General features: G+C 53.0%; 19 protein-coding genes, 1 rRNA gene and 1 pseudogene. 6 read left to right on the top strand and 15 right to left on the bottom strand.

Going from position 1 to position 22779, the window contains the following annotated elements; genetic code table 11:
* Positions 1-390: 390 nt before the first annotated feature.
* A pseudogene (locus CHB79_RS00100) lies at positions 391-1437 on the top strand (DUF927 domain-containing protein); the annotation flags it as partial.
* A gap of 43 nt (positions 1438-1480) precedes the next feature.
* Positions 1481-1642 carry a hypothetical protein gene (locus tag CHB79_RS21975; RefSeq protein WP_176443109.1) on the top strand — a complete coding sequence of 54 codons (162 nt, stop codon included), beginning with the start codon at positions 1481-1483 and terminating at the stop codon, positions 1640-1642.
* A gap of 295 nt (positions 1643-1937) precedes the next feature.
* Here the strand turns inward: CHB79_RS21975 and CHB79_RS00095 are convergent, their stop codons facing one another.
* Entirely contained in the window at positions 1938-2426 is a 489-nt protein-coding gene (locus tag CHB79_RS00095) for a PaaI family thioesterase (RefSeq protein ID WP_089358499.1), read from the bottom strand.
* A gap of 206 nt (positions 2427-2632) precedes the next feature.
* Between CHB79_RS00095 and CHB79_RS00090 the strand changes: the two genes are divergently transcribed.
* Positions 2633-2839 carry a hypothetical protein gene (locus tag CHB79_RS00090; protein WP_089358498.1) on the top strand — a complete coding sequence of 69 codons (207 nt, stop codon included), beginning with the start codon at positions 2633-2635 and terminating at the stop codon, positions 2837-2839.
* Here CHB79_RS00090 and CHB79_RS00085 read toward each other — a convergent pair.
* The 10 genes from CHB79_RS00085 to CHB79_RS00040 all read right to left on the bottom strand — a co-directional run bounded on the left by CHB79_RS00085 (position 2836) and on the right by CHB79_RS00040 (position 13566).
* Entirely contained in the window at positions 2836-3771 is a 936-nt protein-coding gene (locus CHB79_RS00085) for a DMT family transporter (protein ID WP_245851313.1), read from the bottom strand. The two genes, CHB79_RS00090 and CHB79_RS00085, sit on opposite strands and share 4 nt — an antisense overlap.
* Before the next feature lie 5 nt (positions 3772-3776).
* Positions 3777-4421 carry a carbonate dehydratase gene (can, locus tag CHB79_RS00080; RefSeq protein ID WP_010490838.1) on the bottom strand — a complete coding sequence of 215 codons (645 nt, stop codon included), beginning with the start codon at positions 4419-4421 and terminating at the stop codon, positions 3777-3779.
* Between the two features lie 74 nt (positions 4422-4495).
* The gene (locus CHB79_RS00075) at positions 4496-5740 is read right to left on the bottom strand and encodes a peptidase C69 family protein (RefSeq protein WP_176443108.1); all 1245 of its coding nucleotides are present in this window, start codon (positions 5738-5740) and stop codon (positions 4496-4498) included.
* 251 nt (positions 5741-5991) lie between these two features.
* Positions 5992-6444: a ribosomal protein S18-alanine N-acetyltransferase gene (rimI, locus tag CHB79_RS00070; RefSeq protein ID WP_010490834.1), complete on the bottom strand. Its 453-nt coding sequence runs from the start codon at positions 6442-6444 to the stop codon at positions 5992-5994.
* On the bottom strand, positions 6441-7232 hold the full coding sequence (locus CHB79_RS00065) for an energy transducer TonB (protein WP_089359165.1): 792 nt from the start codon (positions 7230-7232) through the stop codon (positions 6441-6443). The genes rimI and CHB79_RS00065 overlap by 4 nt, the downstream gene beginning before the upstream one ends.
* Positions 7233-7759: 527 nt before the next feature.
* Positions 7760-10084: a DUF6160 family protein gene (locus tag CHB79_RS00060; RefSeq protein WP_089358495.1), complete on the bottom strand. Its 2325-nt coding sequence runs from the start codon at positions 10082-10084 to the stop codon at positions 7760-7762.
* Positions 10085-10095: 11 nt separating this feature from the next.
* The gene (locus tag CHB79_RS00055; RefSeq protein ID WP_089358494.1) at positions 10096-10701 is read right to left on the bottom strand and encodes a hypothetical protein; all 606 of its coding nucleotides are present in this window, start codon (positions 10699-10701) and stop codon (positions 10096-10098) included.
* Complete coding sequence (locus CHB79_RS00050; RefSeq protein ID WP_089358493.1) at positions 10691-11737, bottom strand: hypothetical protein; 1047 nt, start codon at positions 11735-11737, stop codon at positions 10691-10693. The genes CHB79_RS00055 and CHB79_RS00050 overlap by 11 nt, the downstream gene beginning before the upstream one ends.
* Positions 11738-11739: 2 nt before the next feature.
* Entirely contained in the window at positions 11740-12783 is a 1044-nt protein-coding gene (locus tag CHB79_RS00045) for a DUF6160 family protein (protein ID WP_029529733.1), read from the bottom strand.
* A gap of 132 nt (positions 12784-12915) precedes the next feature.
* Complete coding sequence (locus tag CHB79_RS00040) at positions 12916-13566, bottom strand: hypothetical protein (protein ID WP_089358492.1); 651 nt, start codon at positions 13564-13566, stop codon at positions 12916-12918.
* Between the two features lie 283 nt (positions 13567-13849).
* Here CHB79_RS00040 and mksB point away from each other — a divergent pair, with 283 nt between their 5' ends.
* The 3 genes from mksB to mksF are packed head-to-tail and all read left to right on the top strand — an operon-like array spanning position 13850 to position 18647.
* The gene (gene mksB / locus CHB79_RS00035) at positions 13850-15118 is read left to right on the top strand and encodes an Mks condensin complex protein MksB (protein ID WP_010490820.1); all 1269 of its coding nucleotides are present in this window, start codon (positions 13850-13852) and stop codon (positions 15116-15118) included.
* A complete protein-coding gene (mksE, locus tag CHB79_RS00030; RefSeq protein ID WP_089358491.1) occupies positions 15115-15816 on the top strand; it encodes an Mks condensin complex protein MksE in 702 nt (233 codons plus the stop codon). Before mksB ends, mksE begins: the two co-directional genes overlap by 4 nt.
* A complete protein-coding gene (gene mksF / locus CHB79_RS00025; protein ID WP_089358490.1) occupies positions 15813-18647 on the top strand; it encodes an Mks condensin complex protein MksF in 2835 nt (944 codons plus the stop codon). Before mksE ends, mksF begins: the two co-directional genes overlap by 4 nt.
* A gap of 58 nt (positions 18648-18705) precedes the next feature.
* Here the strand turns inward: mksF and CHB79_RS00020 are convergent, their stop codons facing one another.
* The 4 genes from CHB79_RS00020 to rrf all read right to left on the bottom strand — a co-directional run bounded on the left by CHB79_RS00020 (position 18706) and on the right by rrf (position 22623).
* The gene (locus CHB79_RS00020; protein ID WP_089358489.1) at positions 18706-21012 is read right to left on the bottom strand and encodes a PqiB family protein; all 2307 of its coding nucleotides are present in this window, start codon (positions 21010-21012) and stop codon (positions 18706-18708) included.
* Positions 21005-21628 carry a paraquat-inducible protein A gene (locus CHB79_RS00015; RefSeq protein WP_089358488.1) on the bottom strand — a complete coding sequence of 208 codons (624 nt, stop codon included), beginning with the start codon at positions 21626-21628 and terminating at the stop codon, positions 21005-21007. The genes CHB79_RS00020 and CHB79_RS00015 overlap by 8 nt, the downstream gene beginning before the upstream one ends.
* Positions 21615-22277, bottom strand: coding sequence for a paraquat-inducible protein A (locus CHB79_RS00010; protein WP_089358487.1), 663 nt, complete (start codon positions 22275-22277; stop codon positions 21615-21617). The genes CHB79_RS00015 and CHB79_RS00010 overlap by 14 nt, the downstream gene beginning before the upstream one ends.
* Before the next feature lie 230 nt (positions 22278-22507).
* Positions 22508-22623, bottom strand: a 5S ribosomal RNA gene (rrf, locus tag CHB79_RS00005).
* Positions 22624-22779: the final 156 nt, after the last annotated feature.

Raw genomic sequence — 22779 nt, 5'->3', positions numbered from 1 at the left:
GGGCTTGTATTACTGCGGTCGTCCCTGAGTTCCCCCGTTTGAATGACTCAAGCGCTTCGCTCACCGCACGGAGTACACCTTTGGTGCGGGTCTCCTCTGGTTCGTCACCAGCCGCTAGCGCAGCAGCATACTGAGCAGCTGCTTTTTTCTCTTTAGCCTTCGCCTGTGCGAGTTCATTGCTTTGGCTTTCCTGCAAAGCTTCAAGTTTCTCGGAGACTTTGGTCTGTTTGATTTCGAGTGCTTTTATCTCCGCATTGGCTGCATCGAGAGCTTTGCGGGCTGTTTTGACTACAGTGGGTGCCTGCTTTGACCCTTCCTCCCACTCGGCGAGTTGGAGTAAGCGTTTAATTTCTTGCTGGTTGTTCTCGATTCTACTTTTTGCCGATGAATAAGGAAGTACTCGGGCCACTGGTCAACATGGGCCTGCGACTCGCGCCTGCCCGCGCCGCACGTAACTCGCGCAATGATTTGCAGAGCTATTTGCAAGGCTATGACAGCACAGAGCGCGCCCGTTTGGTCAGTCGTTTGGGCTGGCACGGTGACGCCTATCTGCTCCCTGACAGACAGATAGGTAGCAGCAATGAGCACCTGCATTTTTATGAGGCAGGTGCAGCGCTACCACCGATTAGCCAAGCGGGCACACTGGAACAATGGCAACAGCAAATCGGTGCGCTATGCATTGACAATCACCGCCTCGCCTTTGCAGCCAGCACGGCGTTCGCGGGGCCATTACTGCATTTGCTTGGCCATGAATCAGGTGGTTTTCACTTTCACGGAATCAGCTCAAGCGGTAAGAGCACCACAGGGCGGGTGGCGTGTTCGGTGTATGGCCCGCCCGCCTTTGAGCGCTCATGGCGTAGCACCGACAACGCCTTGGAATCGATTGCATCTGCGCACTCAGACGGCCTGTTAGTGCTCGATGAAATCAGCCAGTGCGACCCGCGTATTGTTGGCGAAACGGTGTACATGCTGGGCAACGGCACCGGGAAAGCTCGCGCCAATGACCGAGGGCAAGCAGGTAAGCCAGTGCAAGAGTGGCGGCTGTTGTTTGTGTCGAGCGGTGAAAAGACCTTAGCCGAAACCATGGCCGAAGCTGGGCGGGAGCTTAAAGCCGGTATGGAGATCCGCATGCTAGCCATGCATGCGGACGCTGGCCAAGGCTTTGGGTTGTTCGACACCTTGCACGGCTTTGAAGGCGGTGCAGCGCTTTCAGATGCGCTGCAAGCAAGGGTCAAAAAGTTTTATGGAACACCCTTACTCGCCTTCCTGACTGCCCTGTGTGAGCCCGGTCAATTGCTGGGGTACACAGCCATGTTAAGGCAGACCGTTGAGCGGTTCGCCTCCGAAGCACTACCGGCCAGCGCTAGCGGCCAAGCACACCGCGCCGCTGCCCGATTTGCCCTGGTTGCGGCTGCAGGAGAACTGGCTACGGCTCTAGCCCGCCCAGACCAATAACCCTTATTTAATTTGGAGCATCAAAATGAACGAATATCGCAAGCAAATCAAACAGCGTCAAAACGAGATTGAACGCCTGAATCGCGAACTCCCAGCGCTTAAAAAAGCATCGGATGAGGCTTTAGCCGCGTTCTACAACAGCCGAATGGGGCGACCTATCTACCCTCAAGAAGCAACGAATGCTTAGCTGCAATGTCTGCAGGAATGTCCGTCTTTAATAAGTCAGCCCATGCAAGTCATGTGATCAGGCTGACCAGTTCCAACCTGGTGGAGTGCTCAAAATATGGCCATTTATGGGTACAGCAACCGGCACCGTGTATCCCTACGTGTATCCCTAAAAAATACAGACGGAACAAATACCATTAAAAACAGTTAGTTACAGCGCCAAAGCCGGTGACTGCGTCCCCAAACAAAACAAGGGTTTACCGAAAGGTAAGCCCTTTTTTGTATGCGCGTTAGAGCGCTCTTGGTACGAGCTCGTGTTATCGCCCATGCGCCGCAGCGCTTAGCTGGGCCGTGTCGACACGTACGAATATTGAATCGCCAATTGCGGTGAGTACATCGCCTGCGTAAACCTCGCAGATAACCCGGCTCTTGCGTCCTACTTCGCCTTCAACTTTAGCGCGCAGGGTGAGCGGTACGCCCATTGGTGTTGGCTTGATAAACTTTATCCCGAGATTACCCGTGACGCAGTCAATGCGCGGCAGGCTGCCGACTTCTCGACCTTCTGCCCGAAAATGGTAGGCCATTGCAGTCCAATTCGAATGGCAATCCACCAGCATGGCGATCAAGCCGCCGTATACCAGTTCAGGCCAGCCGGTATATTTGTCATCAGGCAGGTACTCAGCCACGACGTGCACCTTGTCTTCATGCCAGTGGCTTTTGATCTGCAGGCCATGCGGATTGCTACTGCCGCAGCCGTAGCAGATGCCTTCTGGTGCGGCTGTGTCCTGGAGTGAAGCGCTGTGCATGGTGGTACTCCTCATGAATGACTCTGTGTTGTGTGCTGCGCTATGCAGATGCCTGTCACGCCTAAACCCGGCGAAAAATAATACAGCGACGCTGTGATTTCAGCTTACGCCACACCGCCGAACGGCCTCATAATCAGCAACCAATTTAACAGTGATTACCGTGCTCTGGCATTTAGCTCAGTGTGCTTAATCTGTGGAGCCATGCAATGAGCAACAACCTGGGCAACCTGCGAGCCGAGCGTGACATCGAGCATTATCCAGTGAGGAACAACGCTACCTACGCGGGGCTTTGGAAGCAGATAGCACTGGGGATTGTGGCCGGGTACACGGCGCTGAGCGTGCTCGGTTTTATTGCTGCGATGCTATGGCTGAAGCTGGCAACCAGCGGCCTGCAATTACAGATCCCGAGCTAATCGATCGCCCTGGCCTCGGCCGTTGGCGCATTACTGGCTTTCATCTGGGTGGCCAGTAGCAGGCCGCTGAAGATCAAGCCGCCACCAATCCAATGATAGGCCAACAAGCCTTCGCCTAGCAGCAGCCATCCCAGAATCGCCGTGAACACTGGCATTAGATAGCTTGTCAGCGCTGCTTTTGCGGCACCGACGACACGAATGCCATGGTTCCAGGCAAGGTAGGCAAGCAGGGAGGCAAACAACGCAGTGTAGACAATGGCTCCCAATGTCGTAGCGCTGACATTGGCTTGGGCGCCCTGGGCCAGTTCGAACAGGTAAAACGGCAGGATCATCGGCACACCCAGCAGCATTAGTACACCCAGCAGTGCCAACGGAGGGATAGGCTGCAAGAACCTGGCCCAACGCCTCAGCAACAAGGAATACAAGGCCCAGTCCGTCACGGCCAGCAACATGATCAAGTCGCCACGATTGAACGACATTGCCGTCAGGGTGGCCCAACTGCCCTGGGTAATTAAAATCACCAAGCCTATGGCCGCGATAAGCATGCCTAGCCAGGCACGTCGCGCTGGCCACTCGCCAAGCAGTAATCCACCACCGATAAAAGTAACCAATGGCAAACAGGTGCTGACCAAAGTGATATTGATCGCTACGGTGCTTTGCGCCGCGCTGTAGAGCAGTGAGTTGTACGCGCTGATACCGCTGGCAGAGAGCACCAGCAAGCGCCAGCCAGCACGTTTCAAGTCGGCAACATGCCGACGCAAGGGTGCTATCACGAACGGCAGGAGCAGCACGCAGGCAAGGCTCCAGCGCCAGAACGCCAAGGCAAATGGCGAAATGTCATCGTGAACGGCTCGAGCGACCAGTGCATTGCCCGACCAGCACAGGATAGCGAGCAATAGGCCGAGCATGGCCCATGTACGAGAGTTTTTCATAACGGTCAGTTTTGATCGATCGGGCGCAACCGGTATTGCGAAGGCAATTGATCAATCCCCTCGACCGTTACATTCAGGTCTTTCCAGCGTCCGTCCTTGATACCGTAGATACAGCCATGTACCGACAACGACTGGCCGCGGTGCCAGGCGTTCTGCACTATGGTCGTATGGCTGACGCTAGCGACTTGCTGCATGACATTGAGCTCACACAGGCGGTCTACCCGATCTTCTTCATTGGGCAGCTTTTCGAGGTCTTTATAGTGCTCGTAATACAGATCACGAATAGTACGCAACCAACCGTCAATCAAGCCGTACTGCCGGTGTTGCATGGCCGCACGCACCCCGCCACAACCGTAATGGCCGGTGACCAGGATATGTTTGACCTTTAGTACTTCGACGGCGTATTGGATCACCGACAGGCAATTCATATCGGTATGAAGCACCACATTGGCAACGTTGCGGTGAACAAACAGGTCACCAGGCAACATGCCGACAATCTCGTTGGCAGGCACGCGCGCATCGGAGCAACCAATCCACAAGTATTCCGGCGTTTGCTGACGCGCCAGCTTGGCAAAAAATTCTGGATCGCGTTGAGTGATTGCCTGAGCCCACCGTTCGTTGTTGTCGAAGAGGTGCTGTAAATCACTCATTCCATCCACTCCAAAATATCAAGATGCGCCTAAAACGACACAGTGAGCCTTTGACAAATTAACAACCGCAGCAGTCACAGCTGAGCGTAACGCCGCCACCAGCGGCCTAGTTGCGCTGGCTGCTGGATCGCCTCGGCATGCCAATACTGATGCCAGTGGCTCGCCAAGTCAGCAAGTTTGGGCCAATCAATCTGCTGTTGGCCCAATGCACTAAGCAACAAGGGTTCAAGCTGATCACGGCTGGCCCGCAGTTTAACCCTGAAATCACTGTCTGCAAGACATCGGCGGTGCACCGCCTCAAACCGCCACCACAAACTCTGCTCAATCGGCTCGAGTGGGTCGCTTAACAATGCCGCGCCGGATGAAGGTTCAAAACTCAGTGGCTGGAACAGACTCAGGCAGGGTGCCGAGGTTGCTGTTGCAGCAACGGAGACACCTTGATTGTCCAGGCTTGCCAGCAGACTCGAGGTCGTTTGCGATGGGCGCCATACCTTGCCTGCATGCATACAGACCTGGCGATTATTATGCCAGGGGAAGTTGTCGCCCAGGTCGCCATGATTACGTAACGCTGCAGCCAACTGCATAAATCCAAAAGATTCCGCCCCTGTATCCAGAACCCTCTTGTTGGCTTGACAACGCTGTTGCGCACCGGCGATCCAGGGCAGCAAGCGGGTGTCGAAGATTCTTGCAAAGTGAAATTCGCCCTTGCCATCCCAACAGTCGAGTTTACGCGCCTGTTCATGCAAGCGCGGGCTATGCAAATCAAACTCAGAACCCAACGTTAGCGCATTGGAAATAGCCCACTGCTCCACACACTTGGCGACCCATAAATGCCCTGCGGTTTCGAGCACCCATGCCTCGTGCGGATCAGCGATCAGGAAGCTGTTGTCATAGCGATATGACTTATTGCGATACCCCGCCGCCCCACCCTGACCGTGGATATGAATGTGCTCGACAATAACCTCTAGCGCTTCACGAGCAGTCGCTCCGCGCTCCAGGCCGAGGCGAACCAGATCCATGCCCAACAAACAATTGGCGTTTTTCTGGGTAAGCTTGGTAAACACAGCCTGATTGCCGATGGCTACGCCGCGATCATTGACCCCCATCTCACCACCCCACATCCAGCTGGGCTGGCTCAATAGCAAGCCGTGGCGCTCAGCTGTTTGCGCAATACTTTGGTAGGTGGTCATCAACGTTGCCCTGCGGTCACCACGCACTTCGGGAATACGAATCAAACGTTGTGGTTCTGCAGCTTCTCTATCACTGTTTTTAGCAAACCATGTTCGCCCCCGATGGCGTACTACTAAAGAATCGCACATCACTACACCTGTTCCTCACGTCATGGCTGAGCATGGGAAAATTATTATTAAAGCAAACAGCTTAGTAGCTCTTTGCCGGTGTGCATGACTAATTGCAGCGCAGTAGATAAATAAGGGGAACGCGCATGACAGCTTGGCCTTAGCTGCAGCTGGACATAAAAAGCACAGTGAAAGGCAGGAAAGTGCTTGAGGGTCAGGCACAGATTCCAGATAAGGTTGCAACCTGTGCGCAGGAAAGAGACGGGAGGCGCTTAATCAATCAAGGTGCAGGCCATAACCAGTGCATCTTCGCGCCCACCCACTGCCGGGTAGTAATCGCGGCGGCGGCCTATCTCATTAAAACCATAGCGCTCATAGAGTCGGTATGCCGCCTGGTTACTGGAGCGGACCTCCAGAAAACACTCACCGGCCTTTAGCTCCATCGCACGCTGCATCAGGAACTCAAGCAGGCGCAGGCCATAACCTCGCCCCTGATTTTCAGACTTGATAGTGATGTTGAGCAGATGCGCCTCATCCAGAATCACATTAATGACGCCGTGTCCCACCTGTTGTGTTCCTTCAAACATCACCCAGCTGTCGTAGGACTTGAGGCTGTCCATAAAGATGCCGCGGGTCCATGGGTGACTATATGCGGCGTACTCAATTTTCAGCACAGCCTCAATATCCGCCTCGGTCATGGGGCGGAACGATAATGCATCACTCATTCAGACTGACTCATCCAACGTTGTTTCACACGGCGCATCGCCTGCCACAACTCAGCTTTGCGTACAGGTTCGTCCATTAATAGCTCTAATCCAGGTACTGCCCAGGCTGGGCCTATACCTTCAATCTGCAATTCCCGGCAGTAATCGCCTGCGTCAGCTTCACCGGCAAATCGTATAGCAGGCAAACCAACCAGCCACAGGCAGCTACAGGGCTCTTGCTCTTCCAAACGAGCAGCCACGAAACTCTGAACAAACTCGAGCGCGGCTGTCGGCCCTTGGTCCATGTTGCCGCGCGACAGTAATGGCCAGCGCACCGGCTGACCTATGATCTGCGGACTGTCTGGTAAACCGGCAGCCCGGAGCAAATCCTTGAGCAACAAGTAGGCTGGATCACGACCTTGCAAAGGCTCGCCTGTAGGCAGCTCAACCAACACAGCACAATGACCCGCGCGTAGCAATTGCAATGCAAAGCGCGGAGGCGCCTCCATGGCGATTTTGGGCGTGGGTACAGGTGTCTGCGGCTCATCACTGACTACTGGCCGAATATTGCGCTCCTGCGACTTAGGTCGAGGTACCTCAAGCCGAGGATGAACAGTTGCTGGCCTATCGCCAACAGGAGGTGATTCCGGCTGCGCAATTGCCGGCGGCTGAGCCTCGCCAACAGGCTCTTGCAAAGGCTCCAATAGCTCTGGCCGCGAAGGTGCAGCGAAGGGTAATGCCACTCGCGGCAGCCAACTGGCGACCTGCATAGCACTCAAATAAGCCCTGCGGCGTAATTCTGGAATCAAACGTTTGCTACCCGTGGATGTACATATTGGCCTGTATTGGGTCAACGCATAGGTATGACCCAATGGATACAATACCAGCAACAGCACCTTTACTAATACCAATACGTCCACACGCTGCCCTGCCCAACAAGAGCCTTATCTTGTCATTCATCGCGCTGGATTGGCTCGGTAGACCAATGGCCGCTTCCCGAAAGCGGGGTTCCACCTGGCAGCCAAGCGACTGACGGATCATTCTTGGGCAGGGTCTTAGTCAATTTGTTGCAGACAGCTGGTTGTGGAAAATGCACAGCGCTTGAGCCTTGTCTTCAACCAGGATAAAGCATCACCCCCCCCCACATTGCTGAGGCCATTCTGAAAGCGCCTGCGCGTGGCTCGAACTGGCAGCTCTTGCTGCTATTTCGAAGGTATGACAGCGCAAGGACGGCCCCCTGATTGTTTTCACACGGGGACTCAACCTGCGAACCAGCCTTTGGCAGATGCCTCGCTAACGCTCATGAGTCCACATCAAAGCGCTGATAAACCGCCCCTTAATTGATAGGTGTCGCGGTTAGGTTTGCTCCTATATCAGCATTTTGCACTTTAACTCCGTAGAACGAGGTAACACTGCCCCCAGTGGGGTGCACATTCTGAAAACGCTCGATATTTATCTCTTTGAAATGTGCCCGTGCGTTCACAGCGAACCCAAGTGGATCCGGGGTAATTGGTGTACACCCGGTACTGTTTTTTATACACACACTGGAGGGCGCAACATCCAGGCCGAGGTCGACATTGAAACCATAAGTGTTTTGATCTGGATTGGCTGGATCACCATCCGATGTATAAAAATTATCAATAACCCATTGGGCTCCCGTCCCATTTTCATTATTTACCCGGCCATTCTCCAGGATAAACTGGTTGCGTTTGGGGTTATTGGAGACTGCATCCTCAGGACTGCCGGAGTTGTCCCTAACGAAAATGCTTTTCAGCTTAGCGCTCAACCCTTCATTGCCACGGTCATCCCAGCGACCGCCACTTGCCATGCAGGCGCCGGCACTCGTACCAGAGCCGCCAACACACAAAGCGCCTGCGCCGCCAGAGCTCAAGGTAAGTGATGAACCCTGCTCATAACGCTTAAGTACAATCCTGCCAATACTTCTTCCGGTGTCTTTGTCACCCAGGCGCAAGTCGGAAACATCAAGCTTCGACCAATAAGTGCCTTTTCTAAACTCGACGCCTTGATTACTGACATCAACGGAACCATCGCGATAATGCATCTCGTACTCTGCCCCACTGAGCCACAACCCTTGACTACTTTCATCTACATTAAGCGCCGCGTTCGCTTCCGTGGTGTAAAAGTCGGCATTAAATCCAAAACCATCACCAACATAACCACCTGGCTTGATCGTAAGATGGCCATTGAGCGTGAAGTCGTAGGCTGGAAAAATCGAAAGCAATACCAATAACTCTGTTCCCCCTTGGAGTGGAGCATCAGCTTGACCAACACGTATGCCATCGAGACTATAATGACCAACAACATTGTTAAGCCCGAATCGGATACCGTCGAAATGCCCATCGAAGCCACCGCTCGAGGGGTCTAGGTCAGCAAGCCCGGCGTAGCAAGCTACACCCAGGCCGGTTGCACAACTTTTAGTCACATCAACTGTTACCTGACCTGTACCGAAGCTGCGCAAGCCGCTAAACCACAAGCTGTTATTGTTGTCGGTCAGCGATAACGAGCTATCTACCAGGCTCCAGCCAATATCTGCCGTGATGCCTTCACTCCCGGAGTGGCTATCACCTCCGGGACGGAGCTTGAGGTAGTTTTGGAACGTACCTTGATTTTGAAACTTCAAATCAAAACCGACACTTCCTATACGTTGACTGGCCGGGTTTCCAATAATCAATCCCTCAAGCGCAGCAGTGAGATTGAGGTCCTGAAAGGCTAATTTGACGTAATTGCCCTGCGTGTCTTGCTCAAGGTCTAGAGTCAGGCCTGACTGGCTGACAATCGCACCCGAATAGTTTTCAGCTCGCAACACACCGGCGTCGGTATATTGAAACAGGCTGTTGGCAACAGTTATATCAGGCGTCAGGCGCAACCCTTCTCCGCTTTCCCCGCCTCCCGAGATACTGATACTGCCCCCAAGCCGTAGATCCATCCGCAACTGACCGAAACTACGTTCGTATTGAGGGTCACGAGTATCTGGCGCACTTGGGGTTGCTGCAACACCATCAACCGCATCGGAATACGCAAGATCAAGACCAACCCCACCAACAGAGGCAACAAAACGAGAGTCACCAAGATCGAGTTTTACCTGCTCGCCATTCCCGCCGCTGACAATATCCACATAGGCATTATTCAAATAGGTATCAAACGAGACACCTTTGACAATCAGATCGAAACCGTTATCGCGGTAGTAAAATGTGGTATCGGTCAGTGAAAGCTTGCTGTCATCAACGGAGAACCCGCTGACGCCACTGGCCCCACCGCCTCGTAACTTTAGTCTGGCCCCTAGTGTTGAGAACATCCGAAGACTACCGAAGCTATTCGGATTGCCAGCGAGCTCAACCTTACTGACAGTTAGCTCAGTCGCACGTCCCGCATGTTCGACTTGAAGCTGTCCAGCCGCAACGTCTATCGCTGTATTAGATGCACTGCTGCTGGATAGCGGTCGGGCACTGACCTTCTTAAGACTCAGCCTCTGTCCATCTTGCGTATGATCAATCCTACCAGCGGACCAACCTGGCCCTGTAACCTGCAAGCTAATACCGTCTTGCCCTGAAATCTCAGACAGGTCGTTATCATCAAGCACTTGCATCGCTTGCAGCACTGAACTGAATAAACCAATGAGACATAGCGAATAACGGTACATAGCTTAAAGCCTCAGTTGCTAGGAAAAACTAAAACATTACCCTGCACTCGAGTGGTGCCATCAATTGTGATAGAGAAGATATTCGTTTGCTGATAACTTGGATCACCACCTTGTGCAACACTCAGTGCTTTATTTCTCCAACCACCTTGATTAGAAACACCGAATGTGAAATTGGCATCTTTAAATACAATTTCATTCGGCAAGCCAAACTCCAATACATCTTGATTGAAAACCGCACCATCGCCTCCAAAACCGCTATTAATCATGCGCGTACGCAAAGTCAAACCTTCGAAACTAAAAATACCCTTGATATTATCCAGCACATACCAGCCACCAGACTCTTCGGCACGAACAGCTACACGTAAGCCACAGTCACCGGGAACTGTGGAGCCCACTGCTGAACAGCTACGTTGATTTGCGGACCAAGTGGCCGGATTGTTGGTTGCCGGAGTATCCCAGAGTACGCCGCCCTCTTTGTTAATGCTCAACTCACCAGACAAATACACGCCTCCCCGCCCATTGAATTGGCTCAAGGTAGCATCATCAAGTGCCTGCATCTCTGCATGCAGGGTCGTAGCAAAGACCAGTGGAACAATAACAAGCGCTTTATAAATCACGGCTAGTCGCCTTCAGATAGTTGATGCTCATACCTTCTATTGAATTGCGGCCGTAGTTATAGCCGCCGGAAACTATACCGTTGTTGCCTGAGCGTAAATTACCAATAACAATGTTTGTTTCAGGTGCATTGGTATAGAAGTCATTGGCAATTGCATTTCGTTCCGCTGCAGAACGTGCAGAGCCATTAGCCGCTCGACTGACGGGGTTGGGGAGTTCAATTACAAACTGACCATCACTGGTTACATCAAATAATAACGGCTGGCTCTTACCGTAACCCAAAGCAATATTGAAATAGGTATCGCTTAGGCTTAAGGTCCTGTCTGCTTGTTCTTGGTCACTCGCGCAGTTTAAAGAACCGGGAATGCAAGACATCAAATCAATACGTTTTGCGAAAATATTTGTACGCGCTTCGCCAACCAACTGATCCCGAGCCTCATCGCCCCAAAGCCGTAAATAACTACCGTCCATGATCAACTCGACAATATCGATATTGAGTATATCGGTACGCCCTGCTGCAACCTGAAAATCAAAGCGAATACCAGCATCGAGACGTTCACCCAGGCGACTTGAGCAGTTAGTACCTGCGGCGGCAAAACCGGCAATACAAGGTTGCCCCATGACACCAGTCAAACGTTCAGGAAACTTCAATTCAAGAATAGCGACTTCATCAGGAGTGGTTTGTACCCACACGCCATCATCTCTGAGAGTTAAAAGATCTTCACCGTTACCAAACTGAAGCTTGAACGGATTGCTAAGGCGCCCGAGGTTGACCGGCTGCAGATTGCTGCCTTTATTACTGCCGGTTGAAGCCAAATAAAACTCATGAACCGAGATAGGGATATTTTCACCCGCCGCATTGGTAATATCATTAATAAATATGCTCGATTCAGATGCATCAAGCAGTATGCCTTCAAGTGAGAATGCAATACCCTGGCCGTTCACACCTGCGAGTTGTTGATCGTTCATTTCCAGCATTTTTGCTTGCACCGGAAACACAATCAAAGCGCCGTACAACAGGCTATATAACCCTTTCATGCTTAGCACCCCACAGTCGCAGAGCCCAGGCAGGTATCCTCTCGCGCAATACCGTTAAAGGCTTGTTCAAAATTGAGCTTGATAGGTGCCACGAGGTTGCCATTTTCATCGCGATAATTGGGAATGTTTAAAAAGGCACCGGCAAGTACATTGCGAAACGCATTGCTGTCCTTGTCACGCCAGGCAACATCCTGGGTCTGCAAGGACAGGAAGAATCCACGAGCAGCGCCCTCTATTGCAGCAGTATTTGGATTGTCAGCTAAATTCAAGTTGCCAACGGGTAACGATTGGAAATTGCCAAGCGGGAAGCAGGTTGGCAGCGAAAGGACCTCACAACCATTGGATGAAAACAAGCTGAGTAATGCATCGGTGAAGCCTGTTAAGTTGCAATCACTGCAGCTCAGGCGCTGACCATTTTCAAGCCCTGAATAAGTGGCGCGAATCAGATCGGAATCGCCGCCCTGGGTGACCAAGCCAGCATCCGCCTGCAGCCTCGTACGCCTGGTGACGCCTGCAAGGGTCAGGAGAACGTCTTCAAAGGTATTCGCTGCGTCAAATATAGGCGATGCCGTACCTTCGATCTTGATCGGGATGTTGCCAGTCAGGCTCTTAATATCCCCTGAAAGATAACCTTTGGCTTCATCAAAACCGACCCTGACACCGACGACCTTATTGCCATCATATGCCAGCTCCAAGTAGGGGTTGGTTATTTGAAATGGATTAACCGTATCATCGGCGTTAACAGTACCCAGCGCAAAGTTATTGATCAGAATATCAGCACTATCGACAGGCTCCCCCGCGCGAGGGTATTTACCCAGTTCGAGCTGCTTGATATTTAATTGTGTTTCAACCTTCAACCCTAGATTAATACGGGTGTAGTCAATACCTGCATTTTGATCTGTCGTCAGGTTAATAAACGCTTGACCAGATACATCCGACAATTCTTTATCGGCCATCTCGATCATTTTTGCACTGGCACTTGTACTGGCAACTCCAGTGCAAAGTAATATCAAAATGCTTTTTAAGAATCGAGAAACCGAATTCATAATGCCTCCATGTACTTACTTCTGACGAAAGCAAATGCCTTTCGCCTGTAATAAATATAGGAACCACTGGCACAAATCGCCCCCAACCAATAGTCGAGGGTTAAAAGTCGAATCGGTTATTTACGGACCGAACTAATGCGAACTGTTACTCATCACCACATCCGTAGAACGCTGTCCATATTGCTGGAATAGCGCTAAAACATGGGCTGTAATTGCACGAGTTAAGGCATCAATACTCAGTTGCGAGCAATGTGCCAGGCAGTTGAGTTTTATCCGGTGCAAGTGAAGTGATGGCATTCGCGCCTCGTACTCGCGTAGATCCCCTTTTACCAGTACCGGCAGGAATATTTCACCCAGTGTCTTATAACGCCGAATAAGGAGCCTCAGTCCATCATGAAAAGGCAACTCTTTGGAGCCCACCAGTCGATTTCCACTCGGAATCTTTAGGTACAATCCGGAGTGCCCCATGGTTTCGCCAGGGATGATGTATACCCCTGTGGCTTCAACAGCCGCGCAGGGAATGTCCTGAAAGGTATCATGCCAAGCCTGCTCGTCCGGCAGAATGGTAATACTGCCGTGATTGCTCTGCGGGACCACGAAACTGTAGTTGCTATACAGCTTTTCTATGTAGGGCGAGTAGACGCACAGGCGGTTTTCGAACCGTTGCAAGAAGGCAATTGCCTCGCGTCGATTGGTGATTGCATGCAGATCCCAATCGAGGTGGTTCTGCTGCTCCAATCCGGCCCAGTAATCTTCAATCAAAACAGCCGTAGTGGCAGACATGACAGGTACCAAAAAGCGTGGGGGGTTCCACCTTCATCGCAAATTCAATGCCAGCGCAATCTGGCATTCAAATGCGAAGCAGCCCACATCTTTTAGCCAGTCTTGCTGTTCCAGCAGTCGCATACTGCCGCAATCTGTCACTTCCGTGACTTGATGAGTCACCATTGCTGGTACTCATCCCGTGCTGCAGTACAGAGAAACGACCTCTGATCGGTTGTAACTCAAGCGTTTTTCCAACGATGCAGTACAATTGGCGTTTTTCAATTGAGTGATTGGCCTCTCAATGATTGACCCCAAGCGCGTATTGCGTGCCCTCGCCGAACACTGGACGTTACTTGAGCCGCTTTGCGAGCACTTTGACTCCGGGACCTTGAGCCTGACCGAACTGCGCAGCCAGCTTTCGGTACAGTTGCCGGAGAGCACGCCAGTCGATATCACCATGCTGCTCGATCAGTGGATTCGCCTGGACATATTGGTGCCGGTGGCCAAAAGTCCCAACCGCTTCGAGTTGAATGCGCAGATTCATGACTTCCTCGCCTACCTGCGCCGTGAGCATCGCCTTGGCCTATGCCTGGAAATCGAGGCCTACCTGCGCCACCTTGAGCGCTTGGCCGGTTATATAAAGGATGCATTTGAAGTCCGTGATGCTCATGACCTTGCGCGGCAGCTGCGCTTGCTCGACATGCGCGTACGCGATGTACTGAAAAAACTTCTCAACGATGAACAAGCGTTGGTCGCTGTCGCTGACCGTGCCAAAACCAGCGACCGGCAAATCCCCCTGCGCCAACGCTATGCTGAAGTACTGGCGACTTGGGACGAATACGTCGAGCCAATGATCCAGCTGGTTGCCGCCGACGGTGCCTTCGAGCAAGGCGTCTACCGTGTTGAGCATGTACTGCTGCGCCTGTTGAGCGAGCAGCAGCGTCTCGGCCAGTTGGTCGACGATGACCTGCTGCTGCGAACCCATGCACGTATTCTCGAGATGCAGACCACCGCGCAACTGACCTTGCGCCGTGCACGCGAGCTATTACTGCCGCTGCGTGAAGAAGCACGCAGGCATAACGCCGTGACACGTGGCGCGGCCCTGGCGCTTTCAGCCATTCGTCGCAAAGGGCTCGATGCAGTGCCGCAGGCGTCAATGCCCATGTTCAGTCGCCCGCAAAGCACCTTCCTTGGAAGTGCTTCGCAGGTCGAGGCTTATGTCTACGCCCTGGCCCGCTTCGAACCCAAGCCTGCCCATTTCCCCAAAGCCAGCAGCAGCCGCAAAGGCCAGGCTCCTCGTGCACCGCGCACCGCGCGGGAAATGCTTGAGCGATGCGAACAAGCGCTACCGCTGCCTGACCTGATGGCTTGGCTACTTGAGCAGGAGCCCAATGGAGCAACAGATGAGTTGCTGTACTGGTTCTCTCGATTATCGCGTGACTCACGCTTCCAGCGTGACCGCCTTGAGCGGCGCGAATACCTTACCGCCGAGCATCAGGTCAACCTGAGCTCATTCGCCCTGATTAAAAGTAATCCGGCGTCCAGCAAAGCCGAAAAGAGCAGCGTATGAATATCGACCTTTCCGAACTGAGCCACTTGGCCCCTATATTCCGTGAACTGTTCAAGGGCTACCACGTCAGTCGCCGTGACCCAGAGCTGTATACGCAGCTATCGAACCAACAAGACCAATATCGCGCGCTGTTCAAGGCGCTTGGTTTTGAACTGACCTGCGACCCTCGCGGCTTCTATTACTTTGTACCTGAGCAAATTGGCGCACAGGTCAACAAAACGGCACAGCGTCTCGCTCTGTTCACTTTTATCCTGGTTGAGCACCTGGCCGACCAGGGGCGCGATCCGCTGGCGGTGCTTGACGGTGGCAGCCTGGGCCGCGACGAGTTGCCTGCGTTACTGGAAAAATACCGCGACCTGTTTGTCCAGGCCGAAGTGACAACCCAGGACGAGCTCGAAGAAAAGGTTATGCGTCGTCTTTGCCAACTGGGTTTTGCCAGCGAAGACAACGGTATCTATCGTTTTCTGGCGCCTATGCACCGGTTCCTCGATGTGTGCCTGTCGGTCCAGCAAGACCGTGATCTCGCGGCCAGCCTGCACAGCAATCTGCCGCTGCCGACACCTGTACTGGTCGATGATGAAGAGGAAGACATCATTCGTCTCGACGAAGCTGCAGTAAAAGTTGATGAATTATCCGAAGAACAGGCCATATCTGAAGCCATCGCCGCAGAACGCGCAAACCAGGAGGTTGATGCATGAGCCAGGAACGCTACGGCATTCGCCGTTTTGCCTTGTTGAACACTGCCGGCTACAGCCTGGGGATTTTCCCACTGGAAAATCCGCTATCGGTCTATGGCGCCAACAACTTGGGAAAAAGTGCATCGATTAACGCCCTGCAATTCCCGATACTCGCACGCATGTCAGACATGAGCTTTGGCAAATACAGCCTGGAGCAATCGCGAAAGTTCTATTTTGCCACCGACACCAGCTATATCCTGGTCGAGGTTTCATTACCTCATGGCACCCATGTGATAGGTGTTGCCGGGCGCGGTCCAGGCGGCGGTTTTGGTCATCAGTTCTTTGCCTACGCTGGCGAGTTGAATCTTGACCACTATCAGAAAAATGGCACCTGTTTACGGCAACGCGAACTGTTCAACAACCTCGAACGCGAAGACATCAAGGCCTACGAACTCAAGCCCGATGAATTGCGGCGCCTGCTGGTTGGCGGGCATACCTCGATTCCGCTGGACCTGACGATTATCCCGCTGCGCTCGACCAGTGAGCAGAGCCTGAAAACCTTTCGTGCGCTGTTCATCAACCTGCTGCACATGCGTGAAATCACCGCAGCCAAGCTCAAGCAGCTTTTTCTTGATGCTTTCGAGCATAGCTTGCGCTCAGGCAGTGTTGACTATATTGCTGCTACTGAAGAGGCGTTCCGCGATGTGCGCCGCATGGAGCAGGATTACCAGGCACTGGTGACTGCCGGGCCTCTGATCGAAGCGTTGTCTGCGGGTGTAGCACAACGCGAACTATTGCGCGGCAAGTTGCATCGCCTATCGCCGTTGCTCGATAGCTTGCTTGGCACCTGGCAGGACTACGCAGGGGCGCGCCGCGAGGAGCTGGTCATTCAGGCCGAGCACTATCGCAACGAACAAGATGGCTTACAAAATGAACAGCGCAGCAGCACCCAGGAGTTGATGCGCCTCGAACGTGAGATCAGCGAAATTCAACGCTGGCTTGGCGAGCTCGATGTGCTGACGCACCGCTTTGCCCTGGTCGACAACGTGCAGCAACTGGAGCAACAACTTCTGGCTGCCAAGGATGCCCATGACGAACTCGCCGGTGCGCTGGCGCAATCTCGACAGTTCTCCAGCGAAGACCTTGATGAGCGCCTACGTGACCTCGATAAGCGCCTCAAGTCAGTCAAGCAACAGCTTGAGCATGCCGATAACAACAGCTACTCGCGTTTGCGCGAGGAGTTTTCGCAGCAAGATGTAGATCGCTTGATGCGCCTGTTCAATGGCCAGCTCTTTAGCTTGCCTCTGGGCGAAAAAGGCATTCAGGTCGAGGACGGTGAAGCCTGGGTCAAATCCCTTGAAGCAATCCTCGATGGCTTCAAGGGCGAGCAATTTGAAGTCCCGGGATTGTCCATCAACCTTTCCCACATCGAGCCACCCGCTCTGCAAGCTCTGGCTGACCGGGCAGCGTTGCGCGATCAAAAAGACCGTCTCGACCGCGAATACAAACAGCTGAAGACTCAACAAGCCGTCGCAGCAGACCGCGCTGCGAGCAAGTCCCAGGCCGAGCAGCTGTATAAGAATGTCCTCGACGCACAAAAGGCGCTCGAAGACTTCCGTCGCAGCGAGACCTTGGCAGCAGAAAAGCCAGGCAAGCTAGGGCAGCTCGCAGAGCATGAAGCCGCTCAGGATGAATTGAAACGTTCCAGTGATGCCTTCACCGAACGCGTCCAGCAACTCTCTGCCAAGCTGCAACTGGTTGGCCGCCAGCTAGCCGACCTTGAGGCCAAGGAGCGTACGCTCGAAGATGCTCTGCGCCGCCGCCAGCTATTGCCGTCCGACCTGCCCTTCGGCACCCCGTTCACCGACCCGGTGGATGACTCGCTGGATAACTTGCTACCGCTGCTCAATGACTATCAAGATGCCTGGCAGGGCTTGCAGCGTATCGATGGCCAAGTCGAGGCTCTGTATGCACAGGTACGCTTGAAGGGCGTAGCCAAGTTCGACAGCGAGGATGATGTCGAGCGGCGCCTGCACTTGCTGGTCAATGCCTATGCGCACCGCCAGGATGAGGCTCTGACCCTGGCAAAGGCGCGCCGTGCAGCGGTGACAGACATTGCCCGTACCCTGCGCAACATCCGCAGTGACTACGACAATTTAGAACACCAACTGGCCCTGTTTAACCGCGAGATCAACAAGCGGCAGGTCTCGAACCTCGAAAGTTTCCGCATTGTCCTGGCGCCGAACAAGGAAGCGCTCAAGCATATTGACCAGATCATCCACAGTGCCGGTCAATATGAGGAGGGCGAAACCCTATCCGTATTCGACCTGTCGCAATCAGCCGATCAAGACGCCAAGAACGAAGAAGCCAAAGAGTACCTGGCGCGCCTCGTTGCAGCCAATCACAACCAGCTGGGCTTGAAAGAGCTGTTCGAGCTGTCATTTGAGATCACCAAGGTTCATGGCCAGCCAGTGATACATACCGATATCGACGGCGCGGCGTCCAACGGTACGACCATGACCATCAAGGCGCTGACCAACATGTACTTGTTGTTGCACTTGATGGATCGCGAACAAGCGGGCCGGGTACGCTTGCCTTACTACCTTGATGAGGCGGCAGACATCGACGAACGCAACCAGCAAGCCCTGATAGAAACCAGCCTACAGTTGGGCTTCGTGCCAATTCTTGCGTCTGTTAAACCACAGGTTTCAGCACACGTCGCGATTGACCTCGAAGGCGGCAGTGGCCCGAACGGCATCTATATCGATGAGGCGGACTGGAAGTTCATCAAGCCACGGGAAAAGACAGCGCAGGAGGCAAAACCAGTACCTGCCGAGGAAGCCCTAAGCTAAAGCCCAATGCCTGTATAAACAACAAGGGCCGCATATGCGGCCCTTGTTGTTTCAGCGACTACTTCTTGGGTAGCTGGATTTTTGGCGCCCAGCGCAGCCAATCATCCTCTGGGTCATCAAACAGCGCAAAGGTTTGGCCGGGGATTGCCTGTTTGCCCATATCGGCGTTGTCTGGAGTCGCGAAGGATACGCCACCAGCCAATACCGTCTCCAGCGATTCGGTTCGTAGCTTCACGCCTTTGAACAGCCCTGCATCGACACCTATACCCGATGTATTCCAGAACCGGCTTCCGGTGTGAACCAATGCCTTGTAGCGAGGCTCAATCAAAATGTGGATAAGAACACGATCAGCCGTTGCTCCCAACTCATAACTGACCACTTTTCCAACCACGATCTCGCGGTAGGTAACAGGTACGCCAGTCTTCAAGGAACCGCGACGCGAGGCACTCAAGACCAGGCGCAAGCCCGCTTCGCTTTCGGCTAAGTTCGGTGGGTCGGTCAAGGCAATAAATTGAGTGCGCTTGGCTTCCTGGGTATTACCAGGCAAGACCTCAACATACTGGCCACGTACCAGGGTATCGAGATTGTCCACCTGCGTCAGACCCAACTCCGGTTTGACTACCCAGAACTTACTGCCAGCCCGGGCAACCCTTGCATCGCCTTGAGTAATACGCGCATTGAGCTGAACGGCCTGCAAGTCTTTGGTCAATTCAAGACTTTCGATAGTACCTACATCCATACCCTTGTAGCGAATCGGCGCACCTGGCTTGAGCCCGTCAGCACGATCAACCCGAATACTGATCATCGTGCCTGCCTTGACCGCATCATCACGATCACTGTGCAGGTTGAACATCTGTATTCGTTTATTGGAGCGTGGGCCGTTGAGGTCTGCAGTTTCAAAAGCTATGCCACCGGCAATCAACGTTTGCAATGACTCACTTTTGACCTCAATCCCCGACAAGCCGCCCTTGAGTGTTATGCCGCTGGCGTTCCAGAAATAGCTGGTGCGGTTGACTAGATGCGCGTACTCGGGCGTGATGTGGACCCCCAGTAGCACTTCTTTATTATTACGTGCCAGTTGATAGCTCTGAACCGTGCCCACTTTAATCTGGTGATACAAAATGGGGCTGCCCACCTCAAGTGAACCAAGGTTTTCACTGCGCATAACCAGGTGCAGGCCAGGAGCGCCCAAATCAAGTGGTGGAGCCTTACTACGCGCCTCAAACTCGCGCGCAGGCGCTGCACCCTTTTTGCCTGGACGAACGGCAATGTAGTTCCCTTTAACCAGTGCTTCAATGCCAGTAATACCAGCCAGGGAGATCGAAGGCTTAACGACCCAGAACTGGGTACCCTCAACCAGGTAGTGCTCGGTCAAGGGGTCCAGGGTCAGCTCTGCGGTAGCCCCTTGTAGATCATCATCTACCTTGAGCTTCTTAAGCATGCCGACCTGGATTCCCTTGTACATGACTGGCGTATGGTTTTCTTCGAGGCCTTCGAAATCAGGGAGTTTCACGACAACCTTGAGACCTGCTTGCGCCGAGTCAAAGCTGTCATACAAGCGAAATGGCTGGGACGGATCTGTTGGCGGGCTGTCCTTGCGCGTCTCAGGCGTACCAAAGGCAATCCCTCCGGCAACAATGCTGGCGAGCGATTCAGTGCGTACCTTGAAACCCGATAGCCCAGCATCGACCGTGATACCGCTGGCGTTCCAGAAACGGGTATGTTTACGCACCAGGTTGGCATACTCAGGCTCAATGAATATGTGGATACGAATCGTCTGGCGATCATCATCCAGCACATAGTCCTTGACCCGACCCACCTTTAGCTGGCGGTAGAAAATCGGGCTGTCCTTATCGATCGACCCCAGGCGATCAGCCTTGAGCGTCAGATGCAGCCCGGGCGTATCATTGGATAACGGCGGGGCCTCATCTAGCGCTTTAAATTTCAGGGTAGGCTCGCCCTTGCCCGGACTCACGGCAATGTAATTACCTGAAACCAGGGTTTCCAAACCTGTCACACCGGCCAGAGACACACTGGGCTTGACCAACCAGAAACGTGTGCCAGTGAGTAAGTGCCCCTTGGCCTCTTTACTCATCTCGATGGTGGCGACAACATCATCAGCCTTGCCTTCGCTGTCGAGATTTACCGCCTTAACCTTACCGACCGAAATCCCTTTATAGATAACTTCCGTCTTGCCAGCCTCAATCCCCCCACCGCTTGCAAACCTGACCTCAATCATGATGCCCGCTTGATCGTATGCCTTCCAGGCCAGCCAGCCACCAATCAACAACGCGATGATGGGCAAGATCCAGATAGCCGACCAATTAGAGGCCGGTTTTTTTTTAGCCAGAGGCAGATCATTCATCGTTGTCATCCGTATCCGTATTGTCCCAAATCAAGCGTGGATCAAAGGTTAAAGCCGCAAGCATGGTCAGGATAACCACACTGGCGAATGCAACAGCACCCCAGCCCGGCTCAATGCTGGCTAATGCGCCAAACTTGACCACAGTTACTAAAATTGCGATTACAAAAATGTCTAGCATTGACCAGCGGCCAATCCACTCGATAAAACGATACATCCACATGCGTTGGCGTGCCGACATGGGTTGGCGACGTTGTACGGAGTAAAGCAGCAAACCAATACCTACCAGCTTGAACGTAGGCACCAAAATACTGGCAATGAACACCACAGCTGCAATAGGGTACATCCCATAGTTAACCAGCTCGATCACGCCAGACATTATGGTATCGGCCTGGCCTTTCCCCAGGGAGCTAACCTGCATGATCGGCAACATATTTGCCGGGATATACAGGATCGCCGAGGTAATGAGCAGCGCCCAGGTCTGTAACAGGCTATTTGGCCGACGCGCATGCACCCTTCCCCCGCAGCGTGGGCAGAACTGCTTCTCCACTTCTGTATCAATCGGGCTCAACTGATGGCATTCATCACAGACCAGCAACCCAGCATCAATTGCTCTCACTGGCGCGCTCCTCACCTGATAACCCTTGCCATATCTGATGGGGAGACATGGTGACCTCCAGCCACACCTGTAGCAGCAACAGGCCGATAAAGCACAACAGACCCATGCCAAAACTGAGGTCAGCAACGTCAACCAACTTGACTACAGCGACGAGGATGCCCATCAGGTACACCTCAAGCATGCCCCACTCACGCATATGGTGGTACATGCGGTACAGCAATAGACCATAACTACGGCCAAAATCGAAACGAATGCTGAGCAAGACGAACAGTTGAATCAATAACTTGAGTAACGGAATCACCATACTGCTTAAAAACACAACGACAGCAACCGACTGCATGCCGCTGTTATACAAGCCAAGTACCCCTGACCACACTGTGTCCTGGGTCTGTTGCCCAAGTAGATTGAGTTCGATGATAGGTAGAAAGTTCGCAGGTACATACAGCAGCAGAGCAGCCAAAACCAATGCCAGGCTACGTCGTATAACTTGGTGTCTATGGCTATAGAGCTCGTAGCCACAGCGCGGGCACTCGACTCTCTCACCGTCCTCAATTGATTGATTTCGCATCAGCAGGTCGCATTCATGGCAGGCTATAAGCTGCTCAATGGAATGTTGTGTCAGCGATGTTGCTTCAATCGGCTCCGGCATAGATTTCCCTTCACAAAGTGAACCTAGTGTAAACGAGGAGTTATCACTCTGATGAAAAACAATTGCTGGCTGGCAAGCCAGACTCTTTCAAAAAGTGTGATCAGACTAAGCCTACCCTATCCCGCCATCCTTACTGGCTGCTAGCGACGGGCTGCGCGGCCTGTCGTGCTTTTGTTTAGGGCAAAGAGAAACCCCAGACCATTTACATGATCTGGGGTTTCGGTATAGGCGCTTGACGATGACCTACTCTCACATGGGGAAACCCCACACTACCATCGGCGATGCATCGTTTCACTACTGAGTTCGGGATGGGATCAGGTGGTTCCAATGCTCTATGGTCGTCAAGCAATTTGTTTGAAGCCTCGTCTTGGACGCTGCTTCGAATCGGGTATGTGATGTTTGTAGTGTTGCAAACTTTCGGTTCTATCAACTTCTGTTATGACACTCAAACAGCAAATTGTTTGGGTGTTATATGGTCAAGCCTCACGGGCAATTAGTATGG

This window comes from Pseudomonas segetis (genome assembly GCF_900188155.1).
In the GTDB taxonomy this organism is placed as follows: Bacteria; Pseudomonadota; Gammaproteobacteria; order Pseudomonadales; family Pseudomonadaceae; genus Aquipseudomonas; species Aquipseudomonas segetis.
The sequence above is the reverse complement of the archived record's forward strand: the minus strand, read 5'-3'. Positions and strand labels throughout refer to the sequence as shown.